Source organism: Arthrobacter sp. UYCu723 (assembly GCF_054059215.1).
In genome coordinates, this window is the sequence record NZ_JBSSBW010000001.1 from 22,595 (window position 1) to 45,738 (window position 23,144).

General features: G+C 67.1%; 19 protein-coding genes and 2 pseudogenes. 16 read left to right on the forward strand and 5 right to left on the reverse strand.

Features of this window, described 5'->3' with window-relative positions; genetic code table 11:
* Positions 1 to 32 precede the first annotated feature (32 nt).
* From ACVWZ8_RS00120 to ACVWZ8_RS00160, 9 genes are all read left to right on the forward strand, one after another.
* A complete protein-coding gene (locus ACVWZ8_RS00120) occupies positions 33 to 938 on the forward strand; it encodes a dihydrodipicolinate synthase family protein (protein WP_456503419.1) in 906 nt (301 codons plus the stop codon).
* Positions 939 to 1,037: 99 nt separating this feature from the next.
* Positions 1,038 to 2,039: a proline racemase family protein gene (locus ACVWZ8_RS00125; protein ID WP_456503420.1), complete on the forward strand. Its 1,002-nt coding sequence runs from the start codon at positions 1,038 to 1,040 to the stop codon at positions 2,037 to 2,039.
* A complete protein-coding gene (locus tag ACVWZ8_RS00130; protein ID WP_456503421.1) occupies positions 2,036 to 2,983 on the forward strand; it encodes an ornithine cyclodeaminase family protein in 948 nt (315 codons plus the stop codon). Before ACVWZ8_RS00125 ends, ACVWZ8_RS00130 begins: the two co-directional genes overlap by 4 nt.
* Positions 2,980 to 3,708 carry a GntR family transcriptional regulator gene (locus ACVWZ8_RS00135; protein ID WP_456503422.1) on the forward strand — a complete coding sequence of 243 codons (729 nt, stop codon included), beginning with the start codon at positions 2,980 to 2,982 and terminating at the stop codon, positions 3,706 to 3,708. The genes ACVWZ8_RS00130 and ACVWZ8_RS00135 overlap by 4 nt, the downstream gene beginning before the upstream one ends.
* Positions 3,705 to 4,889, forward strand: a complete 1,185-nt coding sequence (locus ACVWZ8_RS00140) for an NAD(P)/FAD-dependent oxidoreductase (protein ID WP_456503423.1) — start codon at positions 3,705 to 3,707, stop codon at positions 4,887 to 4,889. The genes ACVWZ8_RS00135 and ACVWZ8_RS00140 overlap by 4 nt, the downstream gene beginning before the upstream one ends.
* Entirely contained in the window at positions 4,886 to 5,203 is a 318-nt protein-coding gene (locus tag ACVWZ8_RS00145) for a (2Fe-2S)-binding protein (protein WP_426976914.1), read from the forward strand. The genes ACVWZ8_RS00140 and ACVWZ8_RS00145 overlap by 4 nt, the downstream gene beginning before the upstream one ends.
* Complete coding sequence (locus ACVWZ8_RS00150) at positions 5,200 to 6,705, forward strand: FAD-dependent oxidoreductase (protein WP_456503424.1); 1,506 nt, start codon at positions 5,200 to 5,202, stop codon at positions 6,703 to 6,705. Before ACVWZ8_RS00145 ends, ACVWZ8_RS00150 begins: the two co-directional genes overlap by 4 nt.
* 39 nt (positions 6,706 to 6,744) lie before the next feature.
* Positions 6,745 to 8,220: an aldehyde dehydrogenase (NADP(+)) gene (locus tag ACVWZ8_RS00155; protein WP_456503425.1), complete on the forward strand. Its 1,476-nt coding sequence runs from the start codon at positions 6,745 to 6,747 to the stop codon at positions 8,218 to 8,220.
* A gap of 474 nt (positions 8,221 to 8,694) precedes the next feature.
* On the forward strand, positions 8,695 to 10,173 hold the full coding sequence (locus ACVWZ8_RS00160) for an aminopeptidase P family protein (protein WP_456503426.1): 1,479 nt from the start codon (positions 8,695 to 8,697) through the stop codon (positions 10,171 to 10,173).
* A 63-nt stretch (positions 10,174 to 10,236) separates the two neighbouring features.
* Here ACVWZ8_RS00160 and ACVWZ8_RS00165 read toward each other — a convergent pair whose 3' ends face one another.
* Positions 10,237 to 12,138: an AMP-binding protein gene (locus ACVWZ8_RS00165; protein ID WP_456505880.1), complete on the reverse strand. Its 1,902-nt coding sequence runs from the start codon at positions 12,136 to 12,138 to the stop codon at positions 10,237 to 10,239.
* Positions 12,139 to 12,327: 189 nt separating this feature from the next.
* Between ACVWZ8_RS00165 and ACVWZ8_RS00170 the strand changes: the two are divergent.
* From ACVWZ8_RS00170 to ACVWZ8_RS00195, 6 genes and pseudogenes are all read left to right on the forward strand, one after another.
* Positions 12,328 to 12,989: pseudogene (locus ACVWZ8_RS00170) on the forward strand (GntR family transcriptional regulator).
* Complete coding sequence (locus ACVWZ8_RS00175; RefSeq protein ID WP_456503427.1) at positions 12,982 to 14,502, forward strand: MmgE/PrpD family protein; 1,521 nt, start codon at positions 12,982 to 12,984, stop codon at positions 14,500 to 14,502. Before ACVWZ8_RS00170 ends, ACVWZ8_RS00175 begins: the two are co-directional and overlap by 8 nt.
* A complete protein-coding gene (gene prpB / locus ACVWZ8_RS00180) occupies positions 14,502 to 15,404 on the forward strand; it encodes a methylisocitrate lyase (RefSeq protein ID WP_426976908.1) in 903 nt (300 codons plus the stop codon). The genes ACVWZ8_RS00175 and prpB overlap by 1 nt, the downstream gene beginning before the upstream one ends.
* Before the next feature lie 63 nt (positions 15,405 to 15,467).
* The gene (locus ACVWZ8_RS00185) at positions 15,468 to 16,607 is read left to right on the forward strand and encodes a bifunctional 2-methylcitrate synthase/citrate synthase (RefSeq protein WP_426976907.1); all 1,140 of its coding nucleotides are present in this window, start codon (positions 15,468 to 15,470) and stop codon (positions 16,605 to 16,607) included.
* A gap of 104 nt (positions 16,608 to 16,711) precedes the next feature.
* A pseudogene (locus ACVWZ8_RS00190) lies at positions 16,712 to 16,879 on the forward strand (transposase); the annotation flags it as partial.
* A 237-nt stretch (positions 16,880 to 17,116) separates the two neighbouring features.
* Positions 17,117 to 18,322: an IS30 family transposase gene (locus ACVWZ8_RS00195; RefSeq protein WP_456505881.1), complete on the forward strand. Its 1,206-nt coding sequence runs from the start codon at positions 17,117 to 17,119 to the stop codon at positions 18,320 to 18,322.
* Between the two features lie 61 nt (positions 18,323 to 18,383).
* On the opposite strand, the gene ACVWZ8_RS00200 is transcribed toward ACVWZ8_RS00195, so the two are convergent.
* Positions 18,384 to 18,875, reverse strand: coding sequence for an 8-oxo-dGTP diphosphatase (locus ACVWZ8_RS00200; protein WP_456503428.1), 492 nt, complete (start codon positions 18,873 to 18,875; stop codon positions 18,384 to 18,386).
* A gap of 196 nt (positions 18,876 to 19,071) precedes the next feature.
* Between ACVWZ8_RS00200 and ACVWZ8_RS00205 the strand changes: the two genes are divergently transcribed.
* Positions 19,072 to 19,476, forward strand: a complete 405-nt coding sequence (locus tag ACVWZ8_RS00205) for a hypothetical protein (protein ID WP_456503429.1) — start codon at positions 19,072 to 19,074, stop codon at positions 19,474 to 19,476.
* 124 nt (positions 19,477 to 19,600) lie between these two features.
* Here the strand turns inward: ACVWZ8_RS00205 and xerD are convergent, their stop codons facing one another.
* From xerD to ACVWZ8_RS00220, 3 genes are all read right to left on the reverse strand, one after another.
* On the reverse strand, positions 19,601 to 20,527 hold the full coding sequence (gene xerD, locus ACVWZ8_RS00210; RefSeq protein WP_426979861.1) for a site-specific tyrosine recombinase XerD: 927 nt from the start codon (positions 20,525 to 20,527) through the stop codon (positions 19,601 to 19,603).
* Between the two features lie 104 nt (positions 20,528 to 20,631).
* On the reverse strand, positions 20,632 to 21,294 hold the full coding sequence (locus ACVWZ8_RS00215) for an NUDIX domain-containing protein (RefSeq protein WP_456503430.1): 663 nt from the start codon (positions 21,292 to 21,294) through the stop codon (positions 20,632 to 20,634).
* 27 nt (positions 21,295 to 21,321) lie between these two features.
* The gene (locus ACVWZ8_RS00220; protein WP_456503431.1) at positions 21,322 to 23,109 is read right to left on the reverse strand and encodes a CTP synthase; all 1,788 of its coding nucleotides are present in this window, start codon (positions 23,107 to 23,109) and stop codon (positions 21,322 to 21,324) included.
* Positions 23,110 to 23,144 lie beyond the last annotated feature (35 nt).

Here is a 23,144-nt window from a genome sequence, read left to right on the forward strand (position 1 = left end):
GCGCCGCGTGTGCCCCATGAAAGGACATGATCATGACCGAAACCCGCAAGCCCTGGCACGGCGTACTCGTCGCGACAGCACTGCCGTTCAACGACGACCTGAGCATCGACTACGACGCCTATGCCGAACACGTCCAGTTCCTGGCCAGTGCAGGCTGCGACGGTGTGGCCCCCAACGGCTCCCTGGGCGAATACCAGACCCTGAGCGAGGAAGAGCGCGCCCGCGTCATCACGACGGCGGTCGAGGCGGCGCCCGAGGGCTTCACCGTCATGGCAGGAGTGGGCGCCTACGGGGGGCTGCAGACGCTGAAGTGGGCGGAGCAGGCCGCCGAGGCCGGAGCCAGCTCGCTGATGCTGCTCCCTCCGAACGCCTACCGGGCCAACGACGACGAGGTGGTGGACCACTACCGCCGCGCTGCCGCCGTCGGGCTGCCGATCGTGGCATACAACAACCCCATCGACACCAAGGTGGACCTGACCCCGCAGCTCATTGCCCGCCTTCACGGCGAAGGCCTCATTGTCGGCGTCAAGGAATTCACCGGCGACGTGCGCCGCGCCTACGAAATCAAGGAGCTGGCCCCCGAGGTCGATCTGCTCATCGGCACCGACGACACCGTAGTCGAGATGGGCCTGGCCGGTGCCGTCGGCTGGGTGTCCGGCTACCCCAACGCAATTCCGGAGTCCACCCTCGAGCTCTACCGGCTCTCCACCTCGGGCGACGTCTCGGATCTGGAGCGCGCCCGTGAGATCTACCGTGATCTGCACTCCCTGCTGCGTTGGGACAGTAAGACGGAATTCGTCCAGGCCATCAAGTTGTCCATGGACGTCGTGGGCCTGCGCGGTGGCGTCTGCCGCCCGCCGCGCGGACCGCTCAGCGCAGCAGTGCGCGACGCCGTCGTCCGCGACACCGAGGCGGCCCTCGCCAAGGGCTACAAGTAACCTCAGGTCCACGCCAGATTCCAGGCCAAGCCTGCCTTCCCGGTGCGGCGCCGCGCGCCGCACCGGGATCCGACACCACAGGAACCCAAGGAGTACCCGATGAGAACCAACCGCATTTTCCACGCCGTGGACTCGCATACCGAGGGCATGCCCACGCGCGTCATCACGGGCGGCATCGGGACGATCCCTGGCGCCACCATGGCGGAGCGCCGCCTGTGGTTCATGGAGCACAGCGATTGGATCCGCACCCTCCTCATGACCGAGCCGCGCGGCCACGCTTCCATGAGCGGGGCCATCCTCCAACCGCCCACACGGCCGGATGCGGACTTCGGCGTCCTCTTCATTGAAGTGTCCGGGCTCCTGCCCATGTGCGGGCACGGCACCATCGGCGTCGCGACCGTGCTGGTGGAGACCGGAATGGTCGAGGTGGTCGAGCCGGTCACGACGGTGCGGCTGGACACGCCGGCCGGCCTGGTGATCGCCGAAGTATCCGTCGAGGACGGGAGGGCGGCGTCGGTCACGCTGCGCAACGTCCCTTCCTTCGTGGACCGGCTCGATGCCACGGTGGAAGTCCCCGGCTACGGCACCGTCGCCTATGACCTGGCCTTCGGCGGGAACTTCTACGCGATCGTAGACCTCGACAGCCTCGGACTGCCCTTTGAGCGCTCGCGCAAGGATGACCTGCTCAAGGCCGGCCTCGCGATCATGGACGCCATTAACGCCGCGGACGAGCCCGTGCACCCCGAGCGTGCCGACATCCGCGGCTGCCACCACGTCTACCTCAAGGCTCCCGGTTCCACGGCCGAGCACTCCCGCCATGCCATGGCCATCCATCCGGGCTGGTTCGACCGCTCACCGTGCGGCACCGGCACCAGCGCCAGGATGGCTCAGCTGCACGCCCGCGGCGAGCTCGCCCTGGGCGCCGACTTCGTCAACGAGTCCTACATCGGTTCGCGCTTCACCGGCAGGCTGATCGAGGAGACCGAGGTGGCCGGCCGGCCGGCCGTTGTCCCAACAGTGACAGGCAGGGCGTGGCTGACCGGCACGGCGCAGTACTTCCTCGATCCCACCGATCCGTTTCCAGCAGGGTTCCTGCTGTGAGCCTTCCCTACTTTGATGCGGCGGCCGTTCGCGCGGCCGCCCCGTGGACGACGGCGATCGCGGCCCTGGAGCGGGCCCTCCGGAACGGCGTGGATCCGGAGGAGGACAGTCCGAGGCTCTTCAGCCCCGCCCCGGGCGGGGCATTCCTCCTCATGCCGGCGGTCGGCCGCAGCTACAGCGGCATCAAGGCCCTCACCGTTGCCCCGGGCAACCCCGCGCGCGGACTGGAGAAGATCCAAGGCGTCTATCTCCTCGTCGACTCCGGCACCCTGGCGCCGCTGGCTGTGATGGACGGCAACGAACTCACCGCAATCCGCACGCCTGCCACCACGCTCCTGGCCGTAAAGCACATCCTGGGCGCCGCGTCCGGCGGCGCCCCGGAGCCTCCCCGGGTGCTCGTGTTCGGCGCCGGAACCCAGGCACTCAACCACGTTCGTGCGGCGAAAGCGGTCATCCCCGATGCAAAGTTTTCAGTCGTCGGACTGCGCCCCGAGCGCGTGCGGACGCTCATCGCGCAGCTGGCCACCGAGGACATCGAGCTCCGCCCGGGAACCGTCGCAGAGGTGCCCGACGCGGACATCGTGCTCTGCACGACCTCCTCGCGCACTCCGCTCTTCGACGGCAGACTGGTGGCCCCCGGAGCCGTGGTCGCCGCGGTGGGTCAGCACGGAGTGGACGCGCGCGAGGTTGACGCCGCACTCGTGCGCCGCAGCGACGTCGTCGTGGAGGGACGCGCCTCCGCCTGGCGCGAGGCCGGGGACCTTATCCCGGCCCGAACCGTCCAGGAGTGGGAAGCCATCCGTCCCGCCAACCTTCAAGACCTGGTCACCGGACGGTTTAATCGCACGCCCGGCCGGCCGTGCCTGTACGCCGGCGTTGGCATGGCATGGGAAGACCTCGTCACGGCCGCCGTGGTGTATGAACAAGGAAGAAGCACGCCATGAAGACCGCACAAGGAGTTCTCACCGTGTCAGTCAACAACGAACTCCCGATAGCACCGCTCGGCCGCCAGTACAGCCTGCGCGAATCCGTCACAGAGTATCTGCGCACCGCCATCATCGCCGGCACGCTCAAGGAAGGCACCCTGTACTCTGCGCCCGCCCTGGCCGCGGCCTTCGGCGTCTCGGCCACGCCCGTGCGGGAAGCCATGATGGATCTGACCCGCGAAGGCCTGGTCGAGACGATGAAGAACAAGGGATTCCGCATCACCAGCATGAGCGACCGTGAGCTCGACGAGCTCTCGGAGATCCGGCTGCTCCTTGAGCCTCCCGTGATGGCCGACATTGCCGGGACCGTCCCGCCCTCAGGCATCACCACACTTCGCTCGATGGCAGACGCCATCGTCAACGCAGCGCGTGAGGGGGACCTGGCCTCATATCTGGCCGCCGACCGTGATTTCCACGCCGAGCTTCTGCGCTACACCGGCAACAACCAGCTTGTTGAGCTCGCGACCAGTCTTCGCGCACGCACCCGGATGTACGGTCTCAAAACGCTGAGCGAGAGCGACCGCCTGGCCGACTCGGCCCAAGAACACCACGAGTTGCTCAACCTCATTGAATCAGGCGACGGACCGGCGGCACGCGAGCTCATGCGCCGCCACATCGGCCACGCCCGCGGCCTCTGGGCCACCGGTGAGCACGAAAAACCAGACCAGGAGCAACAGCCATGAACGCAGCCAGCGACGTACTCGTCATTGGCGCCGGAGTCGTCGGTGCGGCCACCGCGTACTTCGCCGCGCAGCAGGGCCTGACCGTCACAGTCCTGGACAAGGGCCTGCCGGCCAGCGGCACATCCTCCGCATGCGAGGGAAACATTCTGGTCTCGGACAAGGAACTCGGCCCCGAACTCGAACTGACACGCTACTCCCTGGAGGTATGGCACGGAGACCTGGGCGAGCACAAGAAGCTCTGGGAATTTGAGTCCAAGGGCGGGATCATCGTGGCCTCCCGCGAAAGCAGCCTCGCCTCCCTTCACCGCGTCATGACCGTCCAGACCGGCTACGGCGTCGCCGTCGAGGAGCTTGACCGCGATGCGCTCCGGGAAGCAGAGCCACATATTTCCCCCGAGGCCCTTGGCGGGGCCAGTTACCGCGAGGACTGCCAGGTCCAGCCGATGCTCGTCGCGGCGCACCTCGTCCGACTCGCAACCGAGGCGGGGGCCCGCTTCTTGGCGGGGACGCCCGTGACGGGGTTCCTGCGCAGCGGGGACCGCGTGACCGGTGTGCGGACCCCTCGAGGGGATTTCGCCGCCGGCGCCGTCGTGAACTGCACCGGCACCTGGGCGGGGGAACTCGCCGCACTGGCCGGCGTCAACGTACCGGTCCTGCCCAGACGGGGCTTCGTCTTGGTCACCGAGCCGCTCCCGCCGATGGTCCACCACAAGGTCTACGCGGCGGAATACATCGACAACGTCGGCAGTTCAGACGCCGGGCTGCAGGCCTCGCCGGTGGTTGAGAGCACCCCCGGAGGAACCATCCTGATCGGCTCGACGCGGGAGCGCGTGGGCTTTGACCGCTCGGTGAGCACCAGCGCACTGCGCCTGCTTGCCCGCAACGCGACCGCCCTCTTCCCTTTTCTTGAGGACGTCAAGGCCATCCGCCACTACCACGGCTTCCGCCCATACTGCCCGGACCACCTGCCGGTGATCGGACACGATGAGCGCGCCCCCGGGCTATGGCACGCCGCCGGGCACGAGGGCGCCGGCATCGGCCTGTCCGCCGGAACCGGCAAGCTCCTGGCCCAGGCCCTGGCCGGCCAGTCCCCGGAACTGGACCTTTCCCCCTTCGCGCCGGCCCGCTTCGGCTTGGCGGCTGATCCCACCCCGACACATCACCAGGAGGCTACCGCATGAGCACCCAGGCACAGAGCGCGGCAGAGACGCCCGGCGGGTCTACCGATGAACTAACCCTCCGCTTCGACGGCCGCCCGCTCAAGGCTGCACCCGGCCAGAGCGTCGGCGCCGCCCTGGTGGCCCATGGCATCACCGCCTGGCGGAGCACGCGCAAGGGAGAGAGGCCGCGCGGGTTATTCTGCGGAATCGGCGTATGCTTCGACTGCCTTGTCACCGTCGACGGCGCGGCCAACCAGCGTGCGTGCCTCGTTGAAGTAAGTGATGGCATGCAGATTGACGGCTCGTACCCTCATGCTGAGGGAGGCCGGCCGTGAGCCCTGGCGAGGTTGGCAGCCTCGTAAAGGCTGACGTAGCCGTCGTGGGCGCCGGACCCGCCGGCCTGGCCGCGGCCGTCGCGGCCGCCGAGGCAGGGGCCCTGGTCGCAGTTGTGGACGCCGGCGCCCAGCCGGGCGGGCAGTTCTGGCGCCATCGCCCCGAGACCGTAGTGCCGGAGCCAGACGGTGCCGGGCACCATGGCTGGCGCAATTACGTTGACCTCCGTGCCCGCTTCGACACGGCGCGCCGTCGTGGGCAAATCACCTACCTTCCCGGCCTCCAGGTCTGGATGCCGGAGAAGAACGACGTCGGCTTCACCCTGCGCACGACGCCAACTGTGGCCGGGGCAAGATCCGAAGACGCGGCCGGCAACGGCCCAGCGGGCTCTGGCGCCGGCGTCGGGCGGACCGTCGTCGCGCGCCGTCTGGTGCTGTGCCCGGGAGGCTACGACCGGCAGTTGCCGGTCCCCGGCTGGGAGCTGCCCGGGGTCATGGCCGCCGGAGGCATCCAGGCCTTCCTGAAAGGAAACGGAACACTGCCAGGTCGCAGATTCGTCGTCGCCGGCACCGGCCCGTTCCTGCTCCCGGTGGCGGCCGGAATCGCGGAAGCCGGCGGCAAGGTCCTTGCTGTGCTCGAGTCCTCCTCCCCGACAGCATGGCTGCCGCATCTGCGCGCGGCCGCCGGCGTTCCCGGGAAGGCCCTTGAAGGGGCCGAGTACGCAGCAGTGTTCGCCCGGCACCGGATCCCGTACCGTACCCGCAGCATCGTCACCGAAATCCTCGGCCAGGACCGTGCCTCAGGCGTGCGGACGGCCATGGTCGATGCCGACGGCAGGGTCCGCCCCGGCACCGAAGGCGTCTACGACGACGTCGATGTGGTCGGTTTTGGCTGGGGCTTCACTCCCCAGATGGAACTGCCCGTGGCTCTCGGGGCCGATACCAGGCTCGACGCCGACGGCTCGCTTGTCGGCATCGTCGATGAGCGTCAGGAGTCCAGCATCCCCGGCCTGTTCCTGGCGGGGGAAGTCACCGGCGTCGGAGGGGCATCCTTGGCCGTAATTGAAGGTCTCACGGCAGGCGCGGCAGCAGTCCGGGAGCCCGGCGCGGGGGCCTACGCCGCACCGTCGCGCGCCGAACCGTCCCGCGCCGCACGGCATCGGCGCTTCGCCGAGGCCATGCACCGGGCCCACCCGGTGCCCGCCGCTTGGCAGGAATGGCTCACACCCGACACGACCGTGTGCAGGTGCGAGGAGGTCACCGCCGGCCAGCTCGCCGAGGCCCGGGAAACGCTTGAGGCCCGCGACAGCCGCAGCCTAAAATCCTTCACCCGTGCCGGCATGGGCTGGTGCCAGGGCAGGGTCTGCGGTTTCGCAACAGCCTGCCTTGGGGCCGGGCCGGGTGCTTCGGCCTCCGCCCAGTCCCTGAAAGACGCCGCCAAGAGACCGCTCGGCGCGCCCGTCAGCATCGGCGAACTCGCCTCCCTCGACATTGCAGACAGCTGAAACCAATACCACTGACCCCGTTCCGGAAGGACACCGCACATGACCGCGATCGCCCCCGCCATAGTAGAGCCCACCGCTGATGCCGAACTTGAGTCGCTCGTCGCCGCCGCGCATACGGCCGCCGCGCCGCTCGCGGCCTTGCGCCCGGCTGAGCGCGCCACGCTGCTCGAGAGCGTGGCGGACGCCCTCGACGCAGCGGCAGACCAGCTGATCCCGGTGGCCGAACGCGAGACCAACCTGCCCGAGGCCCGTCTCCGGGGCGAGCTAAAGCGCACCACCTTCCAACTGCGCCTCTTCGGAGAGGTGCTCCGGGATGGCGCCTACCTGGACGCCCGTGTGGACCACGCCGACGCCGACTGGCCCATGGGCGCGCCACGGCCAGACCTGCGCCGCATGCTGGTGCCCCTGGGCCCGGTCCTCGTGTTCGCAGCCAGCAACTTTCCCTTCGCGTTCTCGGTGGCAGGCGGCGACACCGCCTCCGCCCTTGCCGCGGGCAGCCCCGTGCTGCTCAAGGCCCATTCCGGGCACCCGGGTCTCTCCCGGATGACCGGCGAAGTGGTCACAACAGCCCTCGGCGCGGCCGGAGCACCAGAGGGCGCCTTCGCTCTGATCACCGGTACCGCCGCCGGCTCCGCGGCGTTGCGGGACCCCCGGGTCAAAGCCGGAGCTTTCACCGGCTCCATCCCCGGCGGACGGGCACTCTTCGACATCGCCAGCTCCCGGCCCGAACCGATCCCCTTCTTCGGCGAGCTGGGCAGCAACAACCCGGCATTCGTCACCGAAGCCGCAGCCGCCGAGCGTGGCGCGGAGATCGCCGAAGGGTTCCTTGGGTCCTTCACCCTGGGGGCCGGGCAGTTCTGCACCAAGCCCGGCATGCTGTTCGTCCCGGCCGGCTCGGGCGTCGTGGAGGCGCTGCGCAATGCCACCCTGCCGCCTGCCGCTCCACTGCTCAACGAACGGATCCAGTCCGGCTACACAGCGGTGCTCGCTGGCCTGCAGGACAACCCCCGCATCGACGTCCTGGCCCAGGGCCCGGCACCTCTGGCCGCCCCTCCCGGCCCCACCCTCCTGCTCACCACGGCCGCGGACGTGCTTGCTGAGCCGCAAACGCTCCAGACAGAATGCTTCGGCCCGGCCGCCGTCGTTGTGGCATACGACGACGAGTCCCAACTCCCGGAACTCGCCGGGACCTTCGAGGGGCAGCTGACTGCCACGATCCATGGCACGGAATCTTGCAATGTCGCAGACCTGGTAGAAGTCCTCGCCCGCAAGGCCGGCCGCGTGGTCTGGAACCAGTGGCCCACAGGCGTCTCGGTCACCTACGCCCAGCAGCACGGTGGTCCCTACCCGGCGACGACTGCTGTTGGCAGTACTTCCGTCGGCACCGCCGCGATCGAACGCTTCCTCCGACCCGTCGCGTACCAGGGCTTCCCGCAGCATCTGCTGCCCGACGCCCTGCGGGAGGAAAACCCGCTCGGACTGCCGCGCCTCGTAGACGGACGCCGGAACGGGTAGCCGCTCTACGCCATTAGCACGCCATGCATGGCGGAGTGCGCAACCTTGCACGTCGGGCCACCCTGCGGGGGTACCGCAGGGGACGCCCGAAACACCGGGCACGGGGCCGGCCCCTTCCCCTGCACTCGCAACGCGAAAGGAACTGAACTGATGGTTGCTTCAAACTGGCTGCAGGCGGCCGCCTCGCACCTTGTCCGCTGGCGACGCCGGCGGGCGAGCCCGGGACAAGAGATCCTGAGGCGACGCCTCGATGGCGATGATCCCTTCTGGTGGATACTCGCCGGCGGGACGCACGTTCCGGGATTCGGTGCCTATGCAGGAAACAGCCATCCTGTGCAGCCACCTGGGAGATATTGAGCACCGGCTTCAACCAGTGCAAAACGAACAATTCGCTACAACAAAAAGTACGCCACAAATGTGGGGAGGTGCTCCTGTGCCCCGCGCATTGAGGTGGAGATGGGAAAACAAACTCGTATGACTTCAACAGACGCCACCGCCATCCGTTCCATGCCGGCACCCCTTGGGACGGACCCCCGCCTGCCCCGGCTGGCAAACATCCCGGCGTTCGCCGATTACATGAGCCAGGGATGGGGCACCCCGGACCGGACGCCGCCCGTCGTGGCCGGTGCTGCAGCAGCGGCCGGGGAGCACCGGGCCCGGGCATCCGAGGCGTTCCGCGGCCAGACCCTGGTCATCGGCGCCGGAACGGCCCCCGTGCGCAGCAATGACACCTACTACAGCTTCCGCCCGGACTCCGATTTTTACTGGCTGACCGGTGCCCCGCTTGACGGCGCGGTCCTGGTCATGGCGCCGTCGGCCGCCGGGCACGACTCCGTGCTCTACATCCCGGCACCTTTTTATGCCGACAACCCCGAGTTCTTCACAAATGCCGCCCAGGGGGAGATGTGGGTTGGCTCGGCACCCGATTTTTCCGACTGGGCCGAAGCCTTGGCGCTGCCCGTGAAGCCGCTGGCCGAGCTGGACGCCGGCATCACCGCGGCCATGCGGCCCGGGTCCGCCACCTTGGGTGCCGGCAGCCTGCCTGCCGGGCTTGCCGCCCGCCACGGCATCGACGCCGGTGCCATGCTGGGCAGGGAGCTCTCTACCTTGCGCATGGTGAAGGATCCATGGGAGATCGCCCAGTTGCGCGAGGCCGTGGACCACACGGTTGAAGGTTTTGCGGCCGTGCTGGCCGAGGTGCCCACGGCCATTTCCGGCCGCGGCGAACGCTGGCTGCAGGGCACCTTTGACCGGCACGCCCGTGCCTACGGCAACGGAGTCGGCTACGCCACCATTGTGGGCAGTGGAAAGCATGCCCCCACGCTGCACTGGGTGCGGTGTGACGGCCCCGTCCTGGAGGACCAGGTCCTGCTGCTGGACATGGGTGTGGAAACCAACAGTTTCTACACCGCCGACGTCACGCGCACGTTCCCGGGCTCGGGTACCTTCAGCCCTATCCAGCGGCAGGTCCACGACCTCGTGGAAAAGTCGCACCGGGCCGGGCTTGCCCAGGTGGGGCCGGGCAAGTACTTCGCCGACTTCCACCAGGCCTGCATGGAGGTCATTGCCAACGGCCTGCACGACTGGGGCCTGCTGCCGGTCTCCGTGGACGAGGCGCTGTCTCCGAAAGGCCAGCACCACCGCCGCTACCTGGTGTGCGGGGTGGGCCACCACCTGGGCTTGGATTGCCACGACTGTGCGCAGTCCAGCTACGAGAGCTACCAGGGTGCCCCGATGGTGCCGGGCATGGTGCTGACGGTGGAGCCGGGGCTGTACTTCCACGAACACGACCTCACCGTGCCGCCGGAGCTGCGCGGAATCGGTGTCCGGCTGGAGGACGATATTGTGGTCACTTCCTCGGGCTCTGACGTCATCTCCGACGCCCTTCCGCTGGATGCCACCGGCATTGAGGCATGGATGAAGTTGGCACAGCAAACCCCAGGTTCACGGTAACTCTGCAACACAAGGACGACCCAAGTGCCGGCCGCTGCTCCCCCGCCTGTTACTCCCGGGCCGCTACTCCCCACCTGCGGCGGGGCGCAGGGTCCCGATGAGCTGGTCGATCACGCCGGCGTCCTCGATTGTGGACGGCACCACGTAGTCGTCGCCGTCGGCGATCTGACGCATGGTCTTGCGCAGGATCTTTCCCGAACGCGTCTTGGGCAGGGCCTCCACCACGGTGACGTGCTTGAAGTCCGCCACCGCCCCGATGTCGCGCCGCACCAGGGCAATGAGGTCCTTGACCAGAGTCTCCTCGGGCACGTCCACCCCGGACTTGAGCACCACATAACCGCTGGGCCGCTGGCCCTTGAGCGGGTCGGCGAGACCGATCACGGCGCATTCGGCCACCGCCGGATGCTGCCCGATCACCTGTTCCATCGCACCCGTGGAGAGCCTGTGTCCGGCCACGTTGATGATGTCGTCGGTCCGGCCCATGACGAAGACGTAGCCGTCCTCGTCCCGGTAGCCGGAGTCGCCGGTGGCGTAGTAGCCCTCGAACGCCTGAAGGTAGGACGAAATGTAGCGTTCGTCGTTGCGCCAGAGCGTGGTGAGCGTGCCCGGCGGCAGCGGCAGTCCCAGGACGATGTTGCCTTCCGTGCCGGCCTCGACGTCCTCGCCGGTGCCATCGACGACGTCGAGCCTGAAGCCGGGCATCGGGACACTGGGCGAGCCTGCCTTGATCGGCAGCTCATCGAGGCCGCGGGGGTTGGCGCAGATGGCCCAGCCGGTCTCGGTCTGCCACCAGTGGTCCACCACCGGGACGCCCAGGACCCGGGAGGCCCAGTGGAAGGTGTCCGTGTCCAGCCGCTCACCGGCCGCAAACAGGGTGCGCAGGCCGGAAATGTCGTACTGTTCGAGCAGCTTTGCCTCGGGGTCGGCCTTCCGGATGGCGCGCAGCGCGGTGGGCGCGGTGAACAGCACGTTGACATTGTGGTCCTGGATCACCCGCCAGAACGCGCCGGCGTCGGGCGTCCCCACCGGCTTTCCCTCGTACAGGACGGTGGTGGCGCCGGCCAGCAGCGGCCCGTAGACGATGTAGGAATGCCCCACCACCCAGCCGACATCGGAGGCGGTCCACATGACGTCCCCCGGGCCGACGTCGTAAATGTTTTCCAGGGTCCAGCTGAGCGCCACTGCATGGCCGCCGTTGTCCCGCACGACGCCTTTGGGGGCGCCCGTGGTTCCCGAGGTGTAGAGGATGTAGAGCGGATCGGTTGCCTTGACGTCGACCGGTGCGGCCGGCTCGGCGGCGGCCATCTCGGTGTCCCAGTCCAGCCAGCCGGCGTGGTCGGCCACAGTGGAGTCGAAGCCTTCCCTGGCCTTGACCAGCACCGGGGTGTCCGGCGTGCCCGCCAGTTCCAGGGCGTCTGCGACGGCGGGCAGGTATTCGACCCGGCGTGATGGCTCGAGGCCACCGGACGCCGTCACCACTGCGGCGGGGGCTGCGTCCCGGATGCGGGCGGCGAGTTCCTTGGGCGCGAAGCCGCCGAAGACCACGGAGTGCACGGCGCCGAGCCGGGCGGTGGCGAGCATCGCGATGGCCGCTTCGGGGATCATGGGCATGTAGATCACGACGCGGTCGCCCTTGCCCACGCCGTGGCTGCGCAGGACCCCGGCGAAGCGGGCCACCAGCTCCGTGAGTTCGACATAGCTGAAGCGCTGCTGGGTTCCCAGCATGGCGGAGTCGTAGATCAGGGCGTCCTGTGCGCCGCGGCCTTCCGCCACGTGGCGGTCCAGGGCATTGTAGGAAGTGTTCAGGACCCCGTCCGGAAACCAGCCGTAGAGCGGTGCCCGGCTGGAATCGAGCGCCTGCCGCGGCGGCGTCGACCACGAGATCCTGCGCGCGGCTTCCAGCCAGAATTCTGCGGGCTGTTCAAGGCTGCGTTCGTAACTGTCCCGGTAGCTCTTGGTGACCATGAAATGAATCCCGTCCACGACGTTGTGATGGAGCTCATGGTAGCCCGGCCCCGGCGGACAGCACAAGGGCCTGTGTATACACAGCTGGTGCTTTGCGGCCCGATATTGGAGAATTACTGGCCAAATGGCCCGCGCGTGTATACACTGTTTCTGGTCCATCACTGAGGGCCCAGCACCGAAGGAGGCAGGATGCGCGCCAGCGACAAGGCCTACGCGGCCCTACGCGACGACATCATTGAATGGCGTCTCCTACCCGGAACGGTGCTTGCGGAAGTAGAGCAGTCCGAACGGCTCGGCATCTCACGCACCCCGCTGCGGGAGGCCCTGAGCCGGCTCACCGCAGAGGGCCTGACGACGACGGCGGGCGTCCGCGGCGTCGTCGTCACCGACATTTCGCTCGAGGACATCGATGAGCTGTTCGAGCTGCGCGAAACCCTGGAAGGGAAGGCCGCCGCCCTGGCCGCCGAACGCGGCGACCGCGCGACCTTTGAGCAGCTGCGGAACGAACTGCTCCAGGCCCCCGCCTTGATCAACGGCGGGGATCCGGCCCGGCACGACTACTACGGGCTCGTCGGAAGGCTGGACTCGGCCATCGACGCCGCGATCTCCAACTCCTACCTGGCCCAGGCGATGCGCAGCCTGCGCGTGCACCTGGTCCGGGTCCGCCGGCTCGCGGCCGACGACGCGGCCCGGCTCACCGCAGCTGCCGCCGAACACGCAGCCATTGCCGAGGCGATCGCAGCCGGCAACCCCCGGCTGGCCGAAGCCGCCACGACGCTCCATCTGCACCGCAGTCTTTCCCACGTCAAAGCCACGCACATACTTCACTAAAAAAGGAGCACCATGGTTAAGGAACACCACGTCCGCGTTTACAAGAGCGAGGAAAACTTGGCCCGCGAGGACCAGCTCGCCTACAAGATCGCCAAGGTGGCCGCGGATCCCGTCGCCGTCACCGACGAGGTCACCGACATGGTGATCAACCGCGTCATCGACAACGCCTCGGTGGCCATCGCCTCGCTGAACCGTGCACCGATCGTCGCCGCCCGCGCGCAGGCGCTGACCCACGGCCCGACCACCGGCGGCAAAGGCTCGAAGGTCTTCGGCATCGAAGAGCGGGTGGCCCCCGAATGGGCGGCCTGGGCCAACGGCGTCGCGGTCCGTGAACTCGACTACCACGACACCTTCCTCGCCGCGGACTACTCGCACCCGGGTGACAACATCCCGCCGGTCCTCGCCGTGGCCCAGCACGTCGGTTCCAGCGGCCAGGACCTGATCCGCGGCATCGCCACCGGGTACGAGATCCAGGTCAACCTGGTCAAGGCCATCTGCCTGCACGAACACAAAATCGACCACGTCGCACACCTCGGCCCCTCCGCTGCCGCCGGCATCGGGACCCTGTTGGGGCTCGACGTCGAGACCATCTTCCAGTCGATCGGCCAGGCCCTGCACACCACCACCGCCACCCGGCAGTCCCGCAAGGGCGAGATCTCCACCTGGAAGGCCCACGCACCGGCATTTGCCGGCAAGATGGCCGTCGAATCCGCGGACCGTGCCATGCGCGGCCAGACCTCCCCGGTGCCGATCTACGAAGGCGAAGACGGCGTCATCGCCTGGATGCTGGACGGCCCCGACGCCAACTACACCGTGCCGCTGCCCGAAGCCGGCGAAGCCAAGCGCGCCATCCTGGACACCTACACCAAGGAACACTCTGCCGAATACCAGGCGCAGGCCTGGATCGACCTCGCCCGCAAGCTGCACGGCGAGCATCCCGAGCTGAAGGACCCCGCCAACGTGGAGTCGGTGCTGATCAAGACCAGCCACCACACCCATTACGTGATCGGCTCCGGCGCCAACGATCCGCAGAAGTACAGCCCCACGGCCAGCCGCGAAACGCTGGACCACTCCATCCCGTACATCTTCACCGTCGCACTGCAGGACGGCGCGTGGCACCACGTCGATTCCTACGCCCCCGAACGCGCGGCGCGTCCGGACACCGTGGAACTCTGGCACAAGGTCACCACCGTCGAGGACCCGGAATGGACCCGGCGCTACCACTCCCTCGACATCGCCGAGAAGGCCTTCGGCGGTTCCGTGGAGATCACGCTCAAGGACGGCACGGTCATCACCGATGAGATCGCCGTCGCCGATGCGCACCCGCTGGGTGCCCGGCCGTTCGCCCGGGAACAGTACGTGAACAAGTTCCGCACCCTCGCCGCCGGGCTCGTGGCCGACGAAGAAATCGAACGCTTCCTCGCCGCCGCCGCCAGGCTGCCCGAACTCGCCGCCGGTGAACTGGACCAGCTCAACATCCAGGCGGCCGACGGCGTGATCGACCCCGCCGCCGCACCGAAGGGGCTCTTCTGATGCTGTACTCGAAGGTCACGCCGGAGCAGAAGCGGACCCGCTTCCGCGAGCTCCTGGCCTCCGGAACCGTCCAGCAGTTCCCGGGCGCGTTCAACCCGCTCTCGGCACGGCTGATCGAGGAGAAGGGCTTCGCCGGGGTCTACATTTCCGGCGCCGTCCTGGCCAACGACCTCGGCCTGCCGGACATCGGCCTCACCACCCTCACCGAAGTGGCCACCCGGGCCGGGCAGATCGCCCGGATGACGGACCTGCCCTGCATCGTCGATGCCGACACCGGCTTCGGGGAGCCGATGAATGTGGCCCGCAGCGTGCAGGAACTGGAGAACGCGGGCCTGGCCGGCTGCCACATCGAGGACCAGTTCAACCCAAAGCGCTGCGGCCACCTTGACGGCAAGAACGTCGTGGACCTCGACACCGCCACCAAGCGCATCCGCGCGGCGGCCGACGCGCGGCGTGACCCCAACTTCCTGATCATGGCACGGACCGACATCCGCGCCACCGACGGGCTGCAGGCCACCCAGGACCGGGCGCGGGCCCTCGTCGACGCCGGGGCGGACGCCATCTTCCCCGAGGCGATGAAGGACCTCAGCGAGTTCCAGGCGATCCGTGACGCCGTCGACGTGCCGATCCTGGCCAACATGACCGAATTCGGCCAGAGCGCACTGTTCACGGTGGAGCAGCTGGCCGGCGTCGGGGTCAACATGATCATTTATCCGGTGACGCTGCTCCGTAGTGCCATGGGCGCTGCGGAGCGTACTCTGGAATCGATTAGGGACGACGGAACACAGGAGTCACAGGTTGGAAACATGCTGACCCGTGCGCGTTTGTATGACCTCGTGGACTATGAGGCCTACAACCGTTTTGACACCGGGGTCTTCAATTTCCAGATCCCCGGTCAGTGATCCCCGCATCCGATTTCCGGCTCCGGCCGGCACAACAGGCGACAGGAACAAAGGAGTTTCAGCATGGCTGAACAAGAGATCAAAAAGGGCCTCGCCGGCGTCGTAGTGGACTACACCGCGGTGTCCAAGGTAAACCCGGACACGAATTCACTGCTGTACCGGGGCTACCCCGTGCAGGAGCTGGCCGCCAGGTGCAGCTTCGAGGAAGTTGCCTACCTGCTGTGGAATGGCGAGCTGCCCACCCCGGAGCAACTGGCGGAATTCATGGCCAGGGAACGCGCCGGACGTGCGCTTGACCCTGTCGTCAAACAGGTGATCGACGCTCTGCCGGTCACCTCCCACCCGATGGATGTCTGCCGGACGGCGGCCTCCGTGATGGGTGCCCGGCACCCCCTCGCTGAGGACTCCTCCCGCGAGGCCAATCTGGCCAAGGCCATTGATCTGTTCGCGGCAATGCCCGCCGTGGTCGCCTACGACCAGCGGCGCCGTCACGGCCAGGACGTGGTGGAACCCCGCGAGGATCTGGGTTACGACGCCAACTTCCTCTGGATGACGTTCGGCGAGGAGTCCGTCCCCGAAGTAGTCGACGCGTTCAATGTCTCCATGATTTTGTACGCCGAGCACTCCTTCAATGCCTCCACTTTCACGGCCCGGGTGATCACGTCCACGCTCTCGGATCTTCATTCGGCCGTGACCGGGGCCATCGGCGCGCTCAAGGGCTCGCTCCACGGTGGGGCCAACGAGGCCGTCATGCACACCTTCGACGAGATCGGCATCCGGCCGGAGGAGTCACTGGACGAGGCGCACACCCGGGCCAAGGCCTGGATGGAAAACGCCCTGGCCCAGAAGAAGAAGGTCATGGGCTTCGGCCACCGCGTCTACAAGCACGGCGACTCCCGCGTGCCCACCATGAAGGCCGCCCTGGACAAGATGATTGCGCACTACGGCCGCCCCGAGCTGCTGGGCCTGTACAACGGGTTGGAAACGGCGATGGACGAGGCCAAGGCGATCAAGCCGAACCTCGATTATCCGACCGGTCCCACCTACCACCTCATGGGCTTCGACACCGCGACCTTCACTCCCCTGTTTGTCGCCAGCCGCATCACCGGCTGGACCGCGCACATCATGGAGCAGCTGGACGCGAATTCGCTGATCCGTCCGCTGAGCGAATACAACGGCGTCGAGGAACGGCACGTGCCGTAACTACGACTTAACAACGGAACAGCGCACGACGGCGGGCCGGTTACCTCTGGGGCGAGTTCTAGCGGTCGTTGCAACACCCAGAATTTTTGGGAGTTGCAACGACCGTGTCGTCTTTAACGGAAGAAGCTGCCGGCCGGAGGAAGTACACGCCGGAGCAGAAGGAGCAGTTCGTTTCGGCGCTGGACCGGCTTGGGGGTGTGAGCGCGGCCGCGCGGGAGCTCGGATTCAATCAGATGACGTGTTACCAGTGGGCCCGCAAAGCGGCACCCTCTCAAGGGGCCTCGCGGAATCGGCAGGCTGGCCAGAGGAAATACACACGTGAGCAGAAGGCTGAGTTCTTCGTCGTGTTCGATCGCGTCAGGAGCACGAGGCAGGCCGCACGGGAACTGGGACTGAATCCCGCAACTTGCGCCGGTTGGGTCCGTAAAGCCGGGCTGAAAAGCCATGGGAAAACGGGGACGGGTCCTCACCCAGGCCGGGATGAGTACTTCCGGCTGCGCAAGACCGGCGTGAGTCGGCGCAAAGCTGCCGCAGCGGTCGGGATACATCTCCGGACCGCGGAAGAGTGGGACCAAGGGATCCGTAAGTCCGGCGGCCGACGCATTTACCCGGATGGCCGGGTGGTCGACTACAAACGTGGTGTGACCACCATGACCCCTCCCGCTGGCACGACCGGAACGGTCTTGGCCCCGCCGATCCCGGTGGCCGTGCTGGAGAAACCTATCGATCCGCGCTTCCTGACCGTGCAGGAGCGGGAGATGATCCGGGACCTGAAGGCTGCCGGCTCTTCAATCAGGGCGATCGCCCAGGCGCTTGAACGTTCCCCTTCTACGATCAGTCGTGAGTTTCGCCGAAATGCCGATGCACGGATGGGCTACCTGCCGCACGGGGCGCATCGGAAGGCCGCTGCCCGGCGGGCGCGGCCCAAGACGGCCAAGCTCGCTGCGGAGTCGGAGCTGCGTGACTATGTGAAGGACAAGCTGCTCATACGCTGGTCTCCGGAGCAGATCAGCCACACGCTGGTCGAAGAGTTCCCCGACAACCCGGAGATGCGTGTGAGCCCAGAGACGATTTATCAAGCCCTCTACGTCCAGGCGAGAGGCGGACTCAAACGCGAGATACAGGCAGCGCTGCGCACCGGCCGGACCCGCCGCAAACCGCACCGCACCGGCGAGCAACGCACCCCCAGGTTCCTGGACCCGATGGTCATGATTTCTGAGCGTCCACCCGAGATCGAGGACCGCGCCGTGCCCGGCCATTGGGAAGGGGACCTCATCACTGGCGCCTACAACCAGTCAGCGATTGCGACCTTGGTCGAACGGACCACCCGCTACGTGATGCTCGTCCACCTGCCACATGACCACACCGCCGAAACCGTCCGCGACGGCCTCGTCAAGACCATGGCCACCCTGCCCGCGCACCTGCGAGGATCCCTGACCTGGGACCAGGGCGCGGAAATGGCCACCCACAAATCCTTCACCCTTGCCACCGACATGCCCGTCTATTTCTGCGATCCCGCCAGCCCCTGGCAACGCGGCTCCAACGAGAACACCAACGGGCTGCTCCGCCAATACTTCCCCAAAGGCACCGACCTGTCCGTCTACGGGCCAGAGGACCTCGAACACGTCGCCCAGGAACTCAACGGACGCCCACGCAAAACGCTCGGCTGGAATACCCCAGCCGAGCGTCTGCGTGATCTACTCTTAACCACCTAGCCACCAGCGATGTTGCGACGACCCATAGAATTCGCCTGGGAGGCGACCGGCCCGCCGTCGTTTATGGGCTCCGGAGGATACTCACAGACGAAGCAACAGTTTCGTTGTCGGCGTTCAGTGTGACGACAATATCCACCGTCCCGCCTTCCAGCACTAGGGGCAGCCAGTGATCCGCGTCCTGCCACATCCGGTCCACGGGCAGCGCCCCCGTAGGGAACCACTCCGGAATAATCTCCGAAGATTCCTGGGGGTGGCCGTGCCACAGACGGGCGGTGAAGAGACGCGTGTGCATGTTCCACTCTGGTTTGGCCGGGAAGACAAATTCCACCACGCCGGCGTCGCTCAGGTCCTGCTGCCGCACTGTAATCCGGGCCTCCTCGAGAACCTCCCGGCAAATTGCCTCGGCGTCGCTCTCCCCCGGTTCGACGTGGCCACCGAGCCCGACGATCCTGCCTTTGCCGAAGCCGGTCTTTTTCAGGCCAAGCAGGACCTCCGTTCCTCCGCCGGGCGCATCGCGGAGCAGGAAGCACAGGGTGACGGGGGCGGAGGTCATGACTCCAAGATTAGCGCTGCAGGGGCCCCGCGCCGTTGCCGCCGTTATTCGCGTGGATCGGGCTCATCCGAACTGTCGGAAACGGGCACCGGATCGACGTCGACCTCGAGCGGTCTCCGCCCTACGATTGGAGCGTCACGTCAGTCGACGTGGCATTCGTTCCGGTAAATGCACCGATCCAATTGGCAAGGAGATCATGATGCTCGGAGAGCAAATCGGGGAATTCAACGGACAAGCCGTCAGCACGCGGGTTCTGGAAGACATTGGTCTCGGTCCGCGCAGCGAAGTGACCGATCATCAGGTCGGCACGCTCTGCGGTGTCCAAGTTGACGTCACGGTCACCTACATCGGCACGATTCGTCCCAGCGGCACGGTCGCCGGCACCGGAAACGGTTTTGTCGTCACCGCAAGCGGGCAGACTGCGACCTTCACCGGCAGCGGCGTCGGTAGATTCACTGGTCCGGGCCAACTCGCCTGGCGGGGTGCATTGTTCTACGAATCCACCTCCGACGAGTTGAGTAGCCTCAACGGGATCGCGGTCTTGTTCGAGTACCAGGTGGCCGACGGCAAGTCCGAAGGCCGCCTGTTCGAGTGGAAGTAGCGCTGCACACTCGGAAATCGACGCAGGTGAGGTCTGGATTCCCGCGGCGGAGCAGCTGGACGCCTGGGACAGCGCGTCGGCGTTCCGGCGGTGAAGTCCGACGTCGACGGTGCCCCGAACGCTTCTAGCCGAGCGCCCGGGGATGCGCCGCGGCGTAGATCTCGCGCAGGGTGTCGGCAGTGACCAGCGTGTACACCTGGGTGGTGGTGACTGAAGCATGGCCAAGCAGCTCCTGGACCACACGGACGTCGGCCCCGCCTTCCAGCAGGTGGGTCGCGAAGGAGTGCCGCAGGGTGTGGGGCGAGACGTCCTTGGTGATGTTGGCCTTCCCGGCGGCCGTCTTGAGGATGGTCCAGGCGCTTTGCCTGCTGATCCGGCCGCCCCTGGCATTCAGGAACAGCGCGGGAGTACCCTTCCCCTTGGCCGCGAGCAACGGCCTGCCACGGACCAAATAGGCGTCGAGGGCCCTGGCCCCGAAGGACCCCAGCGGGACCAGCCGCTCCTTCGATCCCTTACCGAACAGACGGACGATTGCCGGGCCCGTCTCGTCGGCCTGCTGTTCGCCCTGCAGGGAGATGTCGTCGACATCGAGGCCCACGGCTTCGCTGATGCGGGCACCGGTGGAGTACAGGAACTCCAGCAAGGCCCGGTCCCGCAGACCCGTCGCGGTGTCCGCGCCGGCCGCCTCGAGGATCCTCGTCACTTCGTCGACGCTGATGGCCTTGGGCAGGCGTTTGCCGGGCATGGGCGGGTGGACATCGCTGGCGGGATCCGTGGCAGTGACACCTTCCAGCGCCCAGAACTTGTGCAGGCCGCGGACGGCCACCACTGTCCGGGCGGCAGACCGGATGCCCAGGGCGGAACCGCCGTCGGAGCCGTTGGAGAGCGCCTGGACGAAGGAGGTCACGTCGTGCCGGGTGACCTCTGCGGGAAGCTGCCGGCCCGACTGCGCAAGGTGCTTGGCGTAGCGGGCCAGATCCCGACGGTACGCCGAGAGGGTGTTGGCCGCGAGTCCGCGTTCCACGCCCATGTGCTGAAGATAATCCGTCATCGCGCGGTCAATCGCTGTCGGCGCCCGGGCCGGGGCGCCGGGACGCTCTTGCAGGGCGCCCTCTTCCTGCGGGGCGGGTGGCCCGGCCGCCACCAGTTCCACCATCAGCGCTGGCTGGGATGGGCGGGCCACGGCGCGTCGGCCGGGCGGAGGCTCCCGAAGTTGTCGGCGCGGGCCGCCGCGGCGGCAAGGATGCCGACGACAGCCGACGGGTTGTGCAGGCGTCCCTCCAGCACCGCGGCGACGGCGGCGTCGAGCGGTGTCCAATGCAGCTCGATTTCGGCTTCCTCGTCGGTGCGGGCGTGCAGTTCGTGACCGGGCACATCGCTGAGTCCGCGGGCCAGGTAAATCCGGATGGCTTCGCTGGAGGACCCGGGCGAGTTGAAGAAGTCCGCCAGCACGTTCCACTGCGACGCGACGAGGTCGGCTTCCTCGGCCAGTTCGCGGGCGGCTCCTGCGACGAAGTCCTCGCCCTCGACGTCGAGCAGTCCCGCCGGGATCTCCCAGAGGTCCATGGCCACCGGGTGCCGGTACTGCTTGATCAGCAATACTTCGCCGGCGTCGTTCATCGGCAAAACCGCCACCGCGCCCGGGTGTTCGATGTAGTCGCGGACGAGGGCATCGCCGTCGTCGGTGAGCTGGAAGCTGTCGCTGACAACATCCCAGATCCGGCCTTCGTAGACCGTCTGGGATGACAAAAGACGGCGCGGGCTCGGTTGATCCGAAACCTGCCGTGCAGCATTGGGGGTCTCAGACCTACCGGGCATCGCGCCGTCCTTTGATTAAGTCGTGAGTTACTTGGACGCTACAGCTGATGACGGCTTCGCAGGGGCGGCCGCATCCTTGGCAGGGGCTTCCTCGGCGGCACCCTGCCGGCTGTCGTCGGTCTTCTGGTGATCCAGGGCGGCCTTGACCAGCCCCGAGAACAGCGCATGCGGCCGGGTGGGCCGTGAGCTGAGCTCCGGGTGCGCCTGCGTTGCCACGTAATACGGGTGGACGTCGCGGGGAAGTTCCACGTACTCCACGAGCTTGCCGTCGGGCGACGTTCCGGAGAACACCAGGCCCTTGGCGGCGATCTGCTCGCGGTACTTGTTGTTGACCTCATAGCGGTGGCGGTGGCGTTCGCTGACCTTGGTGGTGCCGTACGTCTCGGCGACCACGGAACCTTCATCCAGCTTGGCCTCGTACAGGCCCAGGCGCATGGTGCCGCCCAGGTCGCCCTTGCCGTCGACGATGTTTAGCTGCTCTTCCATGGTGGCAATCACGGGGTACTTGGAATCCGGCTCGAACTCGGACGAGGAAGCACCTTCGAGGCCGACCACGTTGCGGGCGTACTCGATCACCATGCACTGCAGGCCGAGGCACAGGCCCAGAACCGGGAGCTTGGTTTCACGGGCGTATTTCAGGGCGCCCAGTTTGCCTTCGAGGCCGCGGATGCCGAAGCCGCCGGGAACGCAGATCGCGTCCACGCCGTCCAGGGAGTTGACCGCGCCTTCGTGCGTTTCACATTCGTCCGAGGGGACCCAGCGGATCTTGACCTTGGTGTTGTTCGCGAACCCGCCGGCGCGCAGGGCTTCCGTCACGGAGAGGTAGGCGTCCGGCAGGTCGATGTACTTGCCGACCAGGGCGATCTCAACTTCGTGCTTGGGGTTGTGGACCGCGTCGAGGAGCTTGTCCCAGCTGGTCCAGTCAACGTCCTTGAAGGGAAGGTCGAGGGCGCGGACGATATAGGAATCCAGGCCCTGCGAGTGCAGGGTTTTCGGGATGTCGTAGATGCTCGGGGCATCGGGGCAGCCGATGACGGCGTCGATGTCGACGTCGCACATGCGGCCGATCTTGTCGCGCATCGGCTGCGGGACTTCGCGGTCCGAACGGATCACGATCGCCTCGGGCTGGATGCCGATGGAGCGCAGCGCCGCGACGGAGTGCTGCGTGGGCTTGGTTTTCAGTTCCTGCGACGGGCCGATGTACGGCACGAGGGAAACGTGGAGGAAGAAGACATTTCCGCGGCCGATGTCCTGGCGGACCTGGCGGGCGGACTCGAGGAACGGCTGCGACTCGATGTCTCCTACGGTGCCGCCGATCTCGGTGATGATGACGTCGGGGGCGTTCTTGCCCTCGGCGGGCAGGCGCATCCGGCGCTTGATTTCATCAGTGATATGCGGGATGACCTGGACGGTGTCGCCGAGGTACTCGCCGCGGCGCTCCTTGGCGATGACCGTGGAGTACACCTGGCCGGTGGTGACGTTGGCCGAGCCTTCGAGGTTTTCATCGAGGAAGCGCTCGTAATGACCGACGTCGAGGTCCGTCTCGGCGCCGTCGTCGGTCACGAAGACTTCGCCGTGCTGGAAGGGGTTCATCGTGCCCGGATCCACGTTCAGATAGGGATCGAGCTTTTGCATTGTTACAGACAAACCGCGTGCCCGCAGCAGGTGACCGAGGCTCGAAGCCGTCAGTCCTTTGCCGAGCGAGGACGCCACACCACCGGTGACGAAGATGTGTTTGGTCGTCTTGGACGAGCCCGGGAACCGGGAATTTACACGGGAATTTGATCGCTGCACCACGGAGTTCGAGCCTATCATCGATTCTGCTTTGGAAGGGTGTGTTTGCGGGCGGC